General features: G+C 65.0%; 12 protein-coding genes. 6 read left to right on the top strand and 6 right to left on the bottom strand.

Annotated elements, in window-relative coordinates; genetic code table 11:
• Positions 1-38: 38 nt before the first annotated feature.
• Complete coding sequence (locus AKL29_RS23200) at positions 39-1,151, bottom strand: lytic transglycosylase domain-containing protein (protein WP_244482325.1); 1,113 nt, start codon at positions 1,149-1,151, stop codon at positions 39-41.
• Between the two features lie 92 nt (positions 1,152-1,243).
• Between AKL29_RS23200 and AKL29_RS23195 the strand changes: the two genes are divergently transcribed.
• Entirely contained in the window at positions 1,244-2,179 is a 936-nt protein-coding gene (locus tag AKL29_RS23195) for a glycine/sarcosine/betaine reductase selenoprotein B family protein (protein WP_050385762.1), read from the top strand.
• A gap of 32 nt (positions 2,180-2,211) precedes the next feature.
• On the opposite strand, the gene AKL29_RS23190 is transcribed toward AKL29_RS23195, so the two are convergent.
• On the bottom strand, positions 2,212-3,264 hold the full coding sequence (locus AKL29_RS23190; protein WP_050385761.1) for a phenylacetaldoxime dehydratase family protein: 1,053 nt from the start codon (positions 3,262-3,264) through the stop codon (positions 2,212-2,214).
• A 30-nt stretch (positions 3,265-3,294) separates the two neighbouring features.
• On the bottom strand, positions 3,295-4,305 hold the full coding sequence (locus AKL29_RS23185) for a carbon-nitrogen hydrolase family protein (RefSeq protein ID WP_050385760.1): 1,011 nt from the start codon (positions 4,303-4,305) through the stop codon (positions 3,295-3,297).
• Between the two features lie 207 nt (positions 4,306-4,512).
• On the opposite strand from AKL29_RS23185, the gene AKL29_RS23180 reads away from it, so the two are divergent.
• The 3 genes from AKL29_RS23180 to AKL29_RS23170 all read left to right on the top strand — a co-directional run bounded on the left by AKL29_RS23180 (position 4,513) and on the right by AKL29_RS23170 (position 7,532).
• Positions 4,513-5,469, top strand: coding sequence for an AraC-like ligand-binding domain-containing protein (locus AKL29_RS23180; protein ID WP_050385759.1), 957 nt, complete (start codon positions 4,513-4,515; stop codon positions 5,467-5,469).
• Positions 5,470-5,632: 163 nt separating this feature from the next.
• Entirely contained in the window at positions 5,633-5,986 is a 354-nt protein-coding gene (locus tag AKL29_RS23175) for a PilZ domain-containing protein (RefSeq protein ID WP_050385758.1), read from the top strand.
• 124 nt (positions 5,987-6,110) lie between these two features.
• Positions 6,111-7,532 (top strand): MFS transporter, encoded by a 1,422-nt coding sequence (locus AKL29_RS23170; protein WP_050385757.1) that lies wholly within the window; start codon positions 6,111-6,113, stop codon positions 7,530-7,532.
• An 84-nt stretch (positions 7,533-7,616) separates the two neighbouring features.
• On the opposite strand, the gene clpA is transcribed toward AKL29_RS23170, so the two are convergent.
• Together clpA and clpS are read right to left on the bottom strand one after the other, a co-directional pair.
• Complete coding sequence (gene clpA / locus AKL29_RS23165; protein WP_050385756.1) at positions 7,617-10,022, bottom strand: ATP-dependent Clp protease ATP-binding subunit ClpA; 2,406 nt, start codon at positions 10,020-10,022, stop codon at positions 7,617-7,619.
• Between the two features lie 259 nt (positions 10,023-10,281).
• Entirely contained in the window at positions 10,282-10,614 is a 333-nt protein-coding gene (clpS, locus tag AKL29_RS23160) for an ATP-dependent Clp protease adapter ClpS (RefSeq protein WP_028336409.1), read from the bottom strand.
• Between clpS and AKL29_RS42920 the strand changes: the two genes are divergently transcribed.
• Together AKL29_RS42920 and AKL29_RS23155 are read left to right on the top strand one after the other, a co-directional pair.
• Entirely contained in the window at positions 10,607-10,783 is a 177-nt protein-coding gene (locus AKL29_RS42920) for a hypothetical protein (protein WP_160321774.1), read from the top strand. The genes clpS and AKL29_RS42920 overlap by 8 nt on opposite strands.
• A gap of 345 nt (positions 10,784-11,128) precedes the next feature.
• On the top strand, positions 11,129-13,009 hold the full coding sequence (locus AKL29_RS23155) for a TadE/TadG family type IV pilus assembly protein (protein ID WP_050385755.1): 1,881 nt from the start codon (positions 11,129-11,131) through the stop codon (positions 13,007-13,009).
• A gap of 72 nt (positions 13,010-13,081) precedes the next feature.
• On the opposite strand, the gene AKL29_RS23150 is transcribed toward AKL29_RS23155, so the two are convergent.
• Positions 13,082-13,420: a phasin family protein gene (locus AKL29_RS23150; RefSeq protein ID WP_050385754.1), complete on the bottom strand. Its 339-nt coding sequence runs from the start codon at positions 13,418-13,420 to the stop codon at positions 13,082-13,084.
• Positions 13,421-13,755 lie beyond the last annotated feature (335 nt).

The raw sequence follows: 13,755 nt of genomic DNA, 5'->3' as shown, positions 1-13,755 counted from the left end.
ATTGCGCTTCGCTTCATCCGGGCTACGGATCCACGCAATCACGCCCTGTTCTTTAGAACAAAACACGCCCCGCCCGCCTTGCGGATGCGGTTGCACAGGCCGTCTGCCTCGGGGCGCGTGTCGGCGCCGATGCGCACCTGGTAGAAGGTCGCGCTGCCGCGGGTGCGTAGCCGCGAAGAAAGCAGGCTCGGATCCTGATCGCCGATCACGTTGGCAAGGCGCTTGATGGCGCGGGCATACATCGCCAGCGCCTTGTCGCGGCTGAAGCCGGCGGCGAGCTGGACGCCCCAGACCTTGGCCGCCGACAGCGTGACGTGCTGCTCGAGCCCTGCGACGAACGGGTTGGGCGCGCGTTTGAGCAACGCCATCAGTTCGCGGCAGCTCTTCGTCGGCGCGCGCTGTGGCATCTTGCCGTTGCGCCCGGCGGCTGCCCAGTCGTCGACGCTGGAGCCGGTGATCGCGGAGACGTAATTGCGCGTCTCCTGCGGCATGTATCCGGAGCCGGCGAGCCAGTCCTGGATCCGGCGCGGGCCGGCATTGTAGGCGGCCGCCGCGAGGCCGAGATTGCCGAACTGGTTGCGCAGCTCGCTGAGGAATTCGGCCGACTTCGGCAGCGCCTGCACCGGATTGAACGGATCGAGCAGCCCGCGCTCGTTTGCCGTGCCCGGCATGAACTGCGCGATGCCCTGCGCGCGCTGGCCGTTGCGGGTCATCGGACCAACCGCATCGGCCTGGAAGCGGCTCTCCTGCCAGATCACGCGCGCGAAGAATTCGAGCGGCAGATCGTTGGCCCGCGCCGCCGACTCGATCATCAGGCACATCGCCTCGCGGGTGTCGCTCTCGCGCGCGTCATCCGCGGGCTTGTCGTCGGTCGCCGCCGCGGGCTTCTCGGCTGGCGCCGCGGGCGTATCCGCCGGGGGCGCGGCAGGTTTCTCGGCCGATGGTGCGGCCTGCTCTCCCGGCGGTGGCGCAGGCGGCTCCGCCGGGACCGCCGCGGGCTTCTCAGCGGGCTTGTCCGGGGGCGGCGCTGCCGGCTGCTCGGCGCCTGGCGGCGGCGCCGGGGCCGCGGCCGGTGCGTCCTCCGCGCCGACCCGGGCCGGCGGCACCAGCAGCACAAGCATGACCAATGCGGCGCAACGACCGGTTCGCATGGCAATTCTGTTCCCGTGCGGGCGCGGCTTGACACCGCAAGCTCGTGGTCTAGCTATGGACTGAAATGATGGCGCGCAAAAGGGAGCGCAAAATGGCCGCAGCATCCGACGATCAACTCGGCTTTGCCCCCGATGACGACGCCCCGATCGGCTATATGAAGCGGACCCGCGATTATTACGCGGCGATCGGCTACACCACCCCCTACCGCTGGGCGCATTACACCTCCGCCCCGTTCCAGCCCCTGAAGAAGCCGCTGAACCAGTCCCGGGTCGCCATCATCACGACCGCGGCGCCGTTCGATCCGGCCCGGGGCGACCAGGGTCCCGGTGCGAAATACAATGGCGGCGCAAAATTCTATTCGGTCTATGACGGCGACACATCAAAGCTGCACGATCTGCGGATTTCGCACATCGCCTATGACCGCACCCACACCACGGCGACCGACGGCGGCACCTGGTTCCCGATGGCGCAGCTGAAGCGCCTCGCCGCCGCCGGCACGATCGGCGAAGTCGCGCCGCGCTTCTTCGGCGCCCCGACCAACCGCAGCCACCGCGTCACCATCGAGACCGACGCGCCCGAAATCCTCAAGCGCTGCCGTGACGACAAGGTCGACGCCGCGGTGCTGGTGCCGAACTGCCCGGTCTGCCACCAGACCGTCAGCCTGGTGGCGCGGCATCTCGAGGCCAACGGCATCTCCACCGTGGTGATGGGCTGCGCCAAGGATATCGTCGAGCATGCCGCCGTGCCGCGCTTCCTGTTCTCCGACTTCCCGCTCGGCAATTCCGCGGGCAAGCCGCACGACGTCGCCTCGCAGGCGTTCACGCTGGAGCTGGCGCTGCGCGTGCTTGAGCAGGCGCCCGGTCCGCAGACCACCGTGCAGTCGCCGCTGCGCTGGAGCGAGGATGCTTCCTGGAAGCGCGACTACAGCAACGCAGACACGCTCAGCGCCGAGGAGCTGGCCCGCCTGCGCCGCGAGTTCGACGCGCAGAAGGAAGTCGCCAAAGGGCTGCGCGAGCGCGTCGCGTAAGACTCGGCGTTAGACACGAGCATTTTGCCAACTCAAGGTGTCGTCGCTCGGGCGACCTGTACGGCGGTGAGCATGCCGGTCCGTTCATGGCAGCCGAGATATTCGAAGAACTGCTCGTCGGCGCCTGCCACCGTGACCTCGTGATACAGCCTGAGCTTGGCGTTCGGCCCCAAAGTCGAGAGATACTTCATCGCCGCGCCAAAAATCCTGACATGGGTCGGGTGCGATTCCGCCCAGCGCTCGAGTGCCGCAAGGCTCTTCCACCAGCTCTGGCCGTAGGATTTTTCGGTCGGCCTGCCCTCCGCATCGACGACGCGCATATAGCGGTTGGCATAGCAGCCGATCGGCACACCGTCGTCGCGCAGGAAATCCATGCCCTCGCGCAGCACCGGCTCGACATCGTCGAGATACATCTTGCGTTCCGATGCCTCGGTGTCGCTCCAGTCCTGTCCGGAGCGGATCAGGCAGAGATTGTCATGCGCGACCACACGGATACGTGCGCCGTCGCGGATCACGCGCGGCTCGCCGCCCGGCGTCATCGCGTCGGTCTGCGACAGCGGGATACGGTCGCGCATACCGCCCCAATAGGCGTGCTCCTGCACCTCTCCGCTCATGCCGTCGGCAAGCACCGCGACGCCCTCCGGACGGCCGAGCGACGAGAACAGCGTCTCGTAGCGCGCAACATGCGGCCGCAGCACCTCGATGAAGCGGCCGACGCCCTCAGTGGCGCCGCCACCGGTCCAGGCCTCGCGCGCACCGTCGAACCAGGCGTCGAAACGCCCGGCATCGTCCCAATAGGCGACCGAGACGACGTTGGTGTAGCCGGCCTGGTCGACATATTGCGCACGGTCCCAATGCGTCGGACCGTTTTCTCTGGCGAAGCGCGTTGCGATCTGCGCCAGCGCGTCGGTCGCCGCCGCGCTCCGCTCACCGCGATATTGCACGCCGAAATAGGCCATGATCACGCACGTGACCGCGGGCTTGTGGCGCGCGACGAAGGACGGATAAGGCGGCGCGTAGTCGTCGGGCACACGCCGATGACGCGATCGGGCTGTCTGCAGATGAGATGGAATGGCGGATTCCATGGCAGTCGCCTCCAGTTGGATGTCGTGCTTTCAGCTCGCGGCCGCGTCGATCTCCTCAAGGCTGTCGAGCGGCAGCGCGAAATGCTCGACGCGCTTCGAGGGCTTCCTGTTCAGCAGCAGACGCGTGACATCGGGGCGCGAATAGTGCCCGGCCGGATCGGCGGCGTTCTTGGCGATCCCGATCGCGCCGAGATCGATATCGGCGAGCAGCAGGCCCTCCTGATCGGGCGGCAGCTTCTCGGCGATCGAGCTGCCGTCCGGCCCGTAGATCGCAGCGTGTCCGCCGCCGACATGCAGCAGCGCGTGCTTGTCGTCGCGGTCGCACATCTCGTCAACCATCGCCTGCGAGACCGTGGCGCAGGGCGCCAGCACGAAGCACGAGCCCTCGACCGCATAGACCCGCGAGGCCGCGTTGTTGACCTCCCAGCCGAGCGCCGGCGCGAACGGATCATACAGTGAGAAGCTCGGCCAGGCCGCGACATGGACCTGCTCGTTCTGGGCGTACATCGCGTATTTCGACAGCGGCTGCAGATGCTCCCAGCAGCACAGCGCGCCGAGCCGGCCGATGCCGGGACGATCATGCACCGCAAGGTCGCTGCCGTCGCCCTCGCCATAGACGGTGCGCTCGGCATGGGTCGGCCGCAGCTTGCGCCGCTTCGCGATGGTCTCGCCGTCGGGCCCGATCAACCATTGCGCGAGATAGAGGCTGCCGCCGTCGCGCTCGGACAGGCCGAGCACCGCGGTCATGCCGGCCTTCTTGACCACGAGCCGCAGCTTCTCGGCCTGCGGGCTGTCGTAGCTCAGCGAGTTGTCGAAATAGCGCTGCACGAAGCCGCGTCCGATCGCCCAGGCCGGCGAGTCCAGCCAGATGTACCAGGGATAGCCGGGGATGAACGCCTCGGGGAACGCGATCAGCTTCGCCCCTTTGGCGGCGGCCTCCTCGATCAGCGCGATGGACTTGGCGATGGACGCGTCGAGGTCGAGCCAGGCAGGTGCGGCCTGCACCACCGCAACGCGGTATTTCGGATGTTCGATGCCCATGATGTCCTCCTCGCGGCCGACGCTTCCGGCCGGTTCGTGCTTGATCGGCCATGGCGGCCTCTGACATCATGCTGCCCCGGGACCGGGTACCCCGCTCGACCAGGACGGAAGGAAAATTCGACTGCGGAGGAGATTCCCCGGCCGTCCCCGGTATGAAGCTTGCTTTGTTTGCGTGGCCAGCGTTTGCACTCGTGAAGGGAGGAAATCATGCCGGCCCTGTTCACCACGGAAGACGCGCCCACCCATCGGCGCCTTGCGCTCTGGCAGGACATCGTCTGCGACGTGTTCGTGCAGCTCGACTGCAAGTCCGATCTCGGCACCGCCTTCCACGGCGCCATCACCAGCACGCAGCTGGGCGCGGTGAAATGCTCCGTTGTCTCGTCGAGCCAGCAACGGGTGCTGCGCACGCCGTCGCGGATCGCACGCGCCAGCGAGGATCTTGTTCTGTTCGCGCTCGGCCGGAGCGGCACTGGCAGCGTGCTGCAGGACGGCCGCGAGACCGTGATCCGGCCCGGCGAGTTCGCATTCTACGACACCACCCGGCCTTATGAGCTGCGCTTCAACGCCGACTTCACGCAGACCATCTTCCAGGTGCCGCGCGCCATGCTGCACCGGCGCTTCGCCGGCACCCAGGGCCTAACTGCGACCACGTTCACATCGGATCGTCCCGTGCAGCGGCTCGCCTGGCAGTTCATCGCGGGGCTCTCCGAGAACGCCGACAAGCTCGATCCTGACAACGCGATCCGCCTCGCCGACCAGGCCGCCGACCTGCTCGCGATGGCGATGAGCGAGCGGCTCGGCGGCGCCGCGCTGCCCGCCTCGACCCACCGCTCCGCGCTGCTCTACCGGCTGAAGGCGCATGTGCTCGCGCATCTGCCGAACCCCGAGCTCAACCTCACCGAGGCGGCCGCCGCGCTCGGCATCTCGCCGCGCTACGTCAACAGCCTGCTGGCCGACGAGGACACCTCGTTCCAGCGCTTCGTGCTGGCGCAGCGGCTGGAGCGCTGCAAGCGCGACCTCGCCTCGCCGGCGCACGCGCATCGTCACATCGGCGAGATCGCATTCGCCTGGGGCTTTAACGACCTCTCGCATTTCGGCCGCGTGTTCCGCGACCACTATGGCCTCTCGCCGCGCGACTGGCGGCAAAGCCGGCTGCCGAACTAAAGCTTTTCGAGGGAAGCCAAGGGTCTCTTGCGGCGCAAAATAGCCGGGAATCCACGCCCTCGCGGGAGCAAATATTTACACTAACTGCAACCGGTTCCCCGGCGCCCTTCTTTTCGCTGGTGCCGACCGGTACAGTCGTGCCGTTCATTTGGAGGATTTCCCCATGCAGGACCGGCGCCAGAGCGTACGCGAGAAGGTGTTCTATGGTGCGGTTGCGGAGATCAATGAACGCGGCTCGACGATGGATTGCGTCGTCCGCAACATCAGTGAAGGCGGTGCCTGCGTTGAATTTAGCGATGCCGCACACTTGCCCGAAGAGATGAATCTCAGCGTCGCACGCAAGGGCCGCTGGTTCCTGGCCCGCCTGATCTGGCGCCAGGCCAACAAGGTCGGCCTCGCCTTCCGGATCATGACTTCCGACACGCCGGTCAGCGATCTCGACGAGCGGGTCCGCCGTAGCGAGATCAAGAAGCGGCAGCTGCAGCGGCGCATCAATGAATTGCTCGGCCAGGGCTGAGCCATCTCGGCTCGGAGCCCTCGTTCCCGTCGCGGCCGGCATCCGGCATTCGGGGTTGCAAAGGCCGGGCTAATCCAGCATGCGGTAATCCCCGCAACGCCGGAACCGAGAGCCACTCCACCACATGTCGTCCGCGATCATCGAGCATCCCGACGGGCTGCCGCAACCGCAGCGCAATTGGGCCATTCTCACGATCGCGCTCGGCCTCGTGATGGCCGTCGTCGACGGCTCGATCGCCAACGTTGCGCTGCCGACCATTGCCCGCGATCTGAAAGCCAGCCCGGCGTTCTCGATCTGGATCGTCAACGGCTATCAATTGGCGATCACGATCTCGCTGCTGCCGCTGGCCTCGCTCGGCGAAATCATCGGCTACCGCCGCGTCTATCTGGCTGGGCTGTTGCTTTTCACGCTGGCATCACTGTTCTGCGCGCTGTCGCACACGCTGCCGCTGCTGACGGTCGCCCGCATCCTGCAGGGGTTTGGCGCTGCCGGAATCCTCAGCGTCAACACCGCGCTGGTCCGCTTCATCTACCCGCATTCGCTGCTCGGCCGCGGCATCGGCGTCAACGCGCTGGTGGTCGCGATCTCGGCTGCGGTCGGCCCGACCATCGCCTCGTTCATCCTGGCGGTCGGGACCTGGCCGTATCTGTTCGCCATCAATGTCCCGCTCGGCATTGTCACGCTGGCGCTGGGTTGGCGCTTCCTGCCGCACACGAGGCCTGCGGTTCACGCCTTCGACTGGCAGAGCGCCGCGCTGAGCGCCATCGCGTTCGGGTTCGGCATCAGCGCGATCGACAGCGCCGGCCATGGCGGGTCGCTGTATCTCTGCGCATTGGAGTTCGCTGTTGCCGCGGTCGCCTCGCATTTGCTGTACCGGCGGCAGCAGCATCTGCCCTCGCCGCTGCTGCCCGTCGACCTGCTGCGGATTCCGATCTTCGCGCTCTCGATCGGCACCTCGATTGCCTCGTTCTGCGGCCAGATGCTGGCCTTCGTCGCGATGCCGTTCTATCTGGAAAACCATTTCGGATATTCGGCGGTGCAGATCGGCCTGTTGATCACGCCGTGGCCGATCGCGGTCGCGTTCGCCGCCCCGCTCGCGGGCTGGCTGGTGGAACGCTATCCGGCCGGCCTGCTCGGCGGCATCGGCCTGCTGCTGTTCGCGACGGGATTGGGCACGCTGGCCCTGATGCCGGCCAACGCGACACCGATCGACGTGATCTGGCGCATGGCGCTCGCCGGCGCCGGCTTCGGCCTGTTCCAGACCCCAAACAACCGCACCATGATCGCCGCCGCCCCGCGCGAGCGCTCGGGTGGCGCCAGCGGCATGCTAGGGACCGCGCGCCTGCTCGGACAGACCATCGGCGCCGCTCTGGTGGCGCTGCTGCTGGCGCGCTATCCGGCTGACGGCACCCGGATCTCGCTGATGGTCGGCGTCGGCTTTGCCGTCGTGGGGGCTGTACTCAGCACGCTCCGGCTGTCCACCGCCGGCAGCCGCGGCGCCGACCGGGTGCGGGTCCAGGAGGGCCAGCGGCTGAAGGGCGAGTGACGGCGCGGAGACGCGCCTCCCACCGCCAGAAACAGAAAGGCCGGCTGTTCAGCCGGCCTTTCCGTGTGGTTGTTCGCTCGCGCCTCAGACCTTGACCATCGGCCCCTTTGAGGCCGGCCCCTTGGTGCCGCCTCCGCCACCGTTGGGACCACCCTTCGGCGGCTTGCGCTTGCGTGGCGGCAGGTTCTCGGGCTTCGGCGTGACCGGGCCCTCGACATATTCGAAGCCGATCTTGTCCTTGGCGATCGCCTCGTCCTTGACCAGGATGACGCGGACGTGTCCGCCGCCCTTGAGCTGGCCGAACAGCACCTCATCCGCGAGCGGCTTCTTGATGTGTTCCTGGATGATGCGCGCCATCGGACGTGCGCCCATCTGCTCGTCATAGCCGTGCTCGATCAGCCAGGCCTTTGCAGGCTCGGACAGCTCGATCGTGACGTCGCGGTCGGCGAGTTGCGCCTCGAGCTGCAGCACGAACTTCTCGACCACCATGCCGATCACCTCGGCATTGAGGTGCGCGAAGGAGACGATCGCATCCAGCCGGTTGCGGAACTCCGGCGCGAACTGGCGATTGATCGCCTCGTGATCGTCGCCTTCCCGCTTCGAGCGAGTGAAGCCGAAGGCCTGCCGCGCAAGATCGGCCGCGCCGGCATTCGTGGTCATGATCAGGATCACGTTGCGGAAGTTGACCTGCTTGCCGTTGTGGTCGGTGAGCCGGCCATGATCCATGATCTGCAGCAGCACGTTGTAGAGATCCGGGTGCGCCTTCTCGATTTCGTCGAGCAGCACGACGCAATGCGGATGCTGGTCCACGCCATCGGTGAGCAAACCGCCCTGGTCGAAGCCGACATAGCCGGGAGGTGCGCCGATCAGGCGCGACACGGTGTGCCGCTCCATGTATTCGGACATGTCGAAGCGCAGCAGCTCGACACCGAGCGACGCCGCGAGTTGCTTGGCCACCTCGGTCTTGCCGACGCCGGTCGGGCCCGAGAACAAATAGCTGCCGATCGGCTTCTCCGGCTCGCGCAGGCCGGCTCGCGCCAGCTTGATCGACGCCGCCAGCGACTCGATCGCCTTGTCCTGGCCGAACACCGTGCGCTTCAGGGTCTGCTCGAGATGCTTCAGCACCTCGGCATCGTCCTTCGACACGCTCTTCGGCGGAATCCGCGCCATGGTCGCGATCGTGGTCTCGATCTCCTTGATGCCGATCGTCTTCTTGCGTTTGCTCTCGGCGACCAGCATTTGCGCCGCGCCGGACTCGTCGATCACGTCGATCGCCTTGTCGGGCAGCTTGCGGTCGTGGATGTAGCGCGACGACAGCTGCACCGCCGCCTCGATCGCCTCATTGGTGTATTTCAGCCGATGGTAATCCTCGAAATAGGGCTTCAGGCCCTTGAGGATCGCGATTGCATCTTCCACCGTCGGCTCGTTGACGTCGATCTTCTGGAAGCGCCGCACCAGCGCGCGGTCCTTCTCGAAGTGCTGACGGTATTCCTTGTAGGTGGTCGAGCCCATGCAGCGGATCGTGCCCGAAGCCAGCGCCGGCTTCAGCAGATTGGACGCATCCATCGCGCCGCCGGAGGTGGCGCCGGCGCCGATCACGGTGTGGATCTCATCGATGAACAGGATGGCGTTCGGATGCGCCTCCAGCTCCTTCAGGACCTGCTTGAGCCGCTCCTCGAAATCACCGCGATAGCGGGTGCCCGCAAGCAGCGTGCCCATGTCGAGCGAGAACACGGTCGCGGCCGCCAGCACTTCCGGCACGTCGCTGTCGACGATGCGCTTGGCGAGGCCTTCGGCAATCGCGGTCTTGCCGACGCCGGCTTCGCCGACGAACAGCGGGTTGTTCTTCTGGCGGCGGCACAGCACCTGGATCGCACGGTTGATCTCGGCATTGCGGCCGATCACCGGATCGATCTTGCCGTCGCGCGCCTTCTTGTTGAGGTTGACGCAATAGGTCTCGAGCGCCTCGCCCTTCTTCTTGGCGTCCTCGTTGCCCTTGGTCTCGGTTTCCTCGTCGACGCCGCGCACCGGCCGCGCCTCGGACACGCCGGGCCGCTTTGCGATGCCGTGGCTGATGTAGTTGACGGCGTCGTAGCGCGTCATGTCCTGCTCCTGCAGGAAGTACGCGGCATGGCTCTCGCGCTCGGCGAAGATCGCGATCAGGACGTTGGCGCCGGTCACTTCCTCGCGACCGGACGACTGGACGTGAATCACCGCGCGCTGGATCACGCGCTGGAACCCGGCGGTCGGCTTCGCGTCATCGGCGCCGTCAGTCACCAGGTTTTCGAATTCGGTCTCGAGATAATTAACGAGGCTGGTCCTGAGCTTGTCGAGATCGACGCTGCAGGCCCGCATCACAGCCGCCGCATCCGAGTCATCGATCAGCGACAGCAGCAGATGTTCGAGCGTCGCGTATTGATGGTGACGCTCGTTTGCGATCGCCAATGCACGGTGCAGCGATTGTTCAAGGCTTTGGGAAAAAGTTGGCATTCGCGTCCTCTATGGCCCCCTGCCATCATGATCGCCATTACCGGGTCAGGCAATAACAACCTTCGTGATCGCCTTTGATATAGTTACGACGGATCGTGGCGAAAGACCGGTCCCGCGATGATGGTTTTCTTCTAAATTCGGGGCATCGGGGCGTCGCGCGGCGACGCCCGTGATCGTACGGGAACGCCGTTCACCACCATCAAAAACCGCGATGCAAGACCCGTTCCGCGCCTCGCGGCGGGTCAGTCGTTCCAGCGACCTATTTCTTTTCCATCACGCACTGCAGTGGATGCTGGTGCTTGCGCGCGAAGTCCATGACTTGCGTCACCTTGGTCTCGGCGATCTCGTAGGTAAAAACGCCGCACTCGCCGATCCCGTGGTGGTGAACGTGCAGCATGATCTTGGTTGCCGCCTCGGCGTCCTTGTTGAAGAATCGTTCCAGCACGTGAACGACGAACTCCATCGGCGTGTAGTCGTCGTTCAGGATCAGGACGCGGTACAGGTTCGGGCGCTTGGTCTTCGGCTTGACCTTGGTGATGACCGAGGTCGACGGGCCGCTGCCCGCCCCATTCCGGTTGTCGTCATTGTTCATTTTCGGCGCCGGCGCGGCGCCCACCGCCGGCATCGAAGAAACCGGCTCGGAAATCGGGACTGTCAACGTGGATCGCAACATGGCTCAGGCGTTCGAATTCCCCAAGGGAAGCCGGATGGCGGGAAACCGGATGGCAGTTGGACGGTGGTCGCGATTGCCGCAAGACTGATCGCGGAACCCCCAGCAATGCTTTCCAGATTGCCGCTCCCGGTCCGATCCGGCGGCCGGATCGACCTCCCGAATATGGGCCTCGCGAGGCCCTGCCGCAAGCGCAGACCCGGCGCGGCCCACCGGTCCGATTCCCGGCGCGGCAACCCTCGGAAGGTTAATCATTTCTGCCTGATTTGACAAAGGAGTCGGGCCGCTAATTTAGACGTCATTGAGGATAGCGAGTGCTTTTGCCCTGCTTTTGAGCCTCCCCCGCGCCGCCCTGCCGGGTTTCCGGCGCCTGATTCACCATCTGTTTAGCGGCGCCGGTCGAGATGCCACAGCAATCCATTTCGACGAGAGTACCATGCTTGGTTCAGCCATTTCCGATCGCGTCTGCGCGGTTGCTCGCCGGTTTTCCAGGGCAAATAACGGCAATGTCGCGGTGATCTTCACCTTCGCAATGCTGCCGCTCCTCGCTTTCGTGGGAGCCGCGATCGACTATACCCGCGCCAACAACGCCCGCTCCGCGATGCAGGCGGCGCTCGATTCGACCGCGCTGATGCTGTCCAAGGATCTGACCATGGGCAACATCACGGCCGCGGAGATCCCGAGCAAGGCGCAGACCTATTTCACGGCGCTTTACACCAACAAGGACGGCCAGGGCATTTCCGTCACGGCCAACTATACGACCCCGACCTCTGGCGCGGCGGCCAACATTCTGCTGGGCGGATCCGGCCACATCAAATCCGACTTCATGCAGCTGGCCGGTTTTCCGACGCTGGGTTTCAAGAGCTCGACGACCACCACCTGGGGCAACGTCAAGATGCGCGTCGCCCTAGCCCTCGACAACACGGGATCGATGGCGCAGGACGGCAAGATCACCGCGCTACGCAACGCCGTGGCCGGAACCGGCGGACTGATCGACCAGCTCAGCGCGCTGAGCAAGAACAACGGTGACGTCTACATCTCCGTCATTCCGTTCGCCAAGGTCGTCAATGTCGGCACCAGCAATGTCGGCCAGAGCTGGATCGACTGGACCGACTGGCTCAATCCGCCGACCACGCAGCCCGCGAACGGCACCATGCAAGCAAGCCTGCCGATGAACTGGCACGCGGTCGGACCCGGTGCGCGATGCCCCTGGACCAACAACAATGGCGGCTTCACCTGCACGAAGAACCCGACCAGCACGTCCAACACGAACTACATCCCGTCGAGCGGGACTTATTCCGGCTACATTTGCCCCAGCGTCGATGCGAACTCGCATACGCGCTACAATGGCTGCTGGGTGAGCACTGCGGCCGGCACCGGCGTGTTCTGCAGCGGCTCGAACTCCTGTGCATGTCCGACGGACTCCACGGGCAACGCGGTGTCCGGCTGCAGTTGCAAGACGACCGGCGGCGTCTATCAGTGCACCGGCAAGCTGTATACCCACGACTGGACGCAGCCGGGCCCCAACGATACCGTGGACAATACGAGCCAGCCCCGGGTCAGCGCCATTGTCGGGTGGACCAACAACCAGTGGACCTCGACCAGTCAGACCCCCACGGTGAAGAACGACTGGCGGCAGGCCTCCACCAATCCGATCGGCAACTGGACGGGCTGCATCACGGACCGCACCCAGCCGAACGATGCGACCGGCGTGCTGCCGGCATCATCCGACGTCACCACGCTGTTCCCGGCCAACGAGTACTATGAGAACAGCACATTCTATTGCAACAGCAGCGCCTCGACGCCGCTCGAGCCCATCATTCCGCTGAGCTATAACTGGAGCGCGCTCAAGACGGCAGTCAACGCGATGCAGCCGACCGGCGGCACCAACCAAGCCGTCGGGCTCGCTTGGGCGTGGCAGTCGCTGCTGGTGGGCGGCCCGCTGAACACGCCGTCGGAGGACACCAACACGACCTACAACCGGGTCATTATCCTCTTGTCCGACGGTCTGAATACCGAGGACCGCTGGCCCGACTACGGCGACGGAAGCTCGCAGGCCTCAGGCAATCCGATCGACGCAAGGCAGGCATTGATGTGCCAAAACCTGCAGAACGCGAAGGATTCGAACGGAGCGCCGTTGTACACGATCTACACGATCCAGGTGAACACGAGTTCGCCCGCCGATCCGACCTCGACCGTCCTGAAGAACTGCGCCAGCACGCCCGACAAATTCTTCATGCTGACTAGTTCGACCCAGATCCTAACGACGTTCAACACGATCGGAACCGCCCTCAGCAAGCTGCGGCTGGCCAAATAGTCGCGCGCTTCAGGCACAACAAAAAAGCCCGGCCAAACGGCCGGGCTTTTCGCTTGTCTTGGTCCGCTGCGCTTACTGAGCGGCGGGCGCGAACTTGGAGACCAGGCCCTCATAGGGCTTGAAGGTCTGCTTGGCGCAGTCGCTGTACAGGCCGGCGATCTTCTGCGATTCCGCAACGAAGGTCTCGTAGGACGAGCGCAGGTACTCGGTCTGCGCCTCGAGCGCCTTGTCCAGCGACTTCACGCCCGACAGCTTCTCGACGAACGACTTGGTGTCCTCAAAGGACTTCTTGGCATAGTCGCCATAGGCGGTGGCGATGGCCTGAACGCCGCTCTGCAGGTTGGTCGCCGATGCGGTGACCGACTCGAAATGCTCTTTGCCGTAGTTCTGAATGTCTTCGATCTTGACCATGGATGGAATTCCTTTTCCCAGACTTGAAGGCGCAAATTCCCATTGCCGGGAAGCTCCCGGCCCCCTGACGCCGATAGCCATATCGCATCGCACAATAGAGTCAATAAATATTGTGCATCGCACAATCACACAGCCCCGAATCTCCTGCATTCGCGATAAACCCCGGGGGACTACGCAACGGTTGCTTAATCTTTTGGAAACTCGGTCCGCCTAACCTGATTCCCGGACTTTGTTCGCCTTCCGACAGACAGCCTCGAAAGCTGTTTGTGAACAACACCTTAGCTAGAAGAGCGACCTGAGCCGCCATTTGGGCCGACGGTGCTGCCCGGAGTGGT

It is taken from the genome of Bradyrhizobium pachyrhizi, assembly GCF_001189245.1.
Classification (GTDB): domain Bacteria; phylum Pseudomonadota; class Alphaproteobacteria; order Rhizobiales; family Xanthobacteraceae; genus Bradyrhizobium; species Bradyrhizobium pachyrhizi.
The sequence above is the reverse complement of the archived record's forward strand: the minus strand, read 5'-3'. Positions and strand labels throughout refer to the sequence as shown.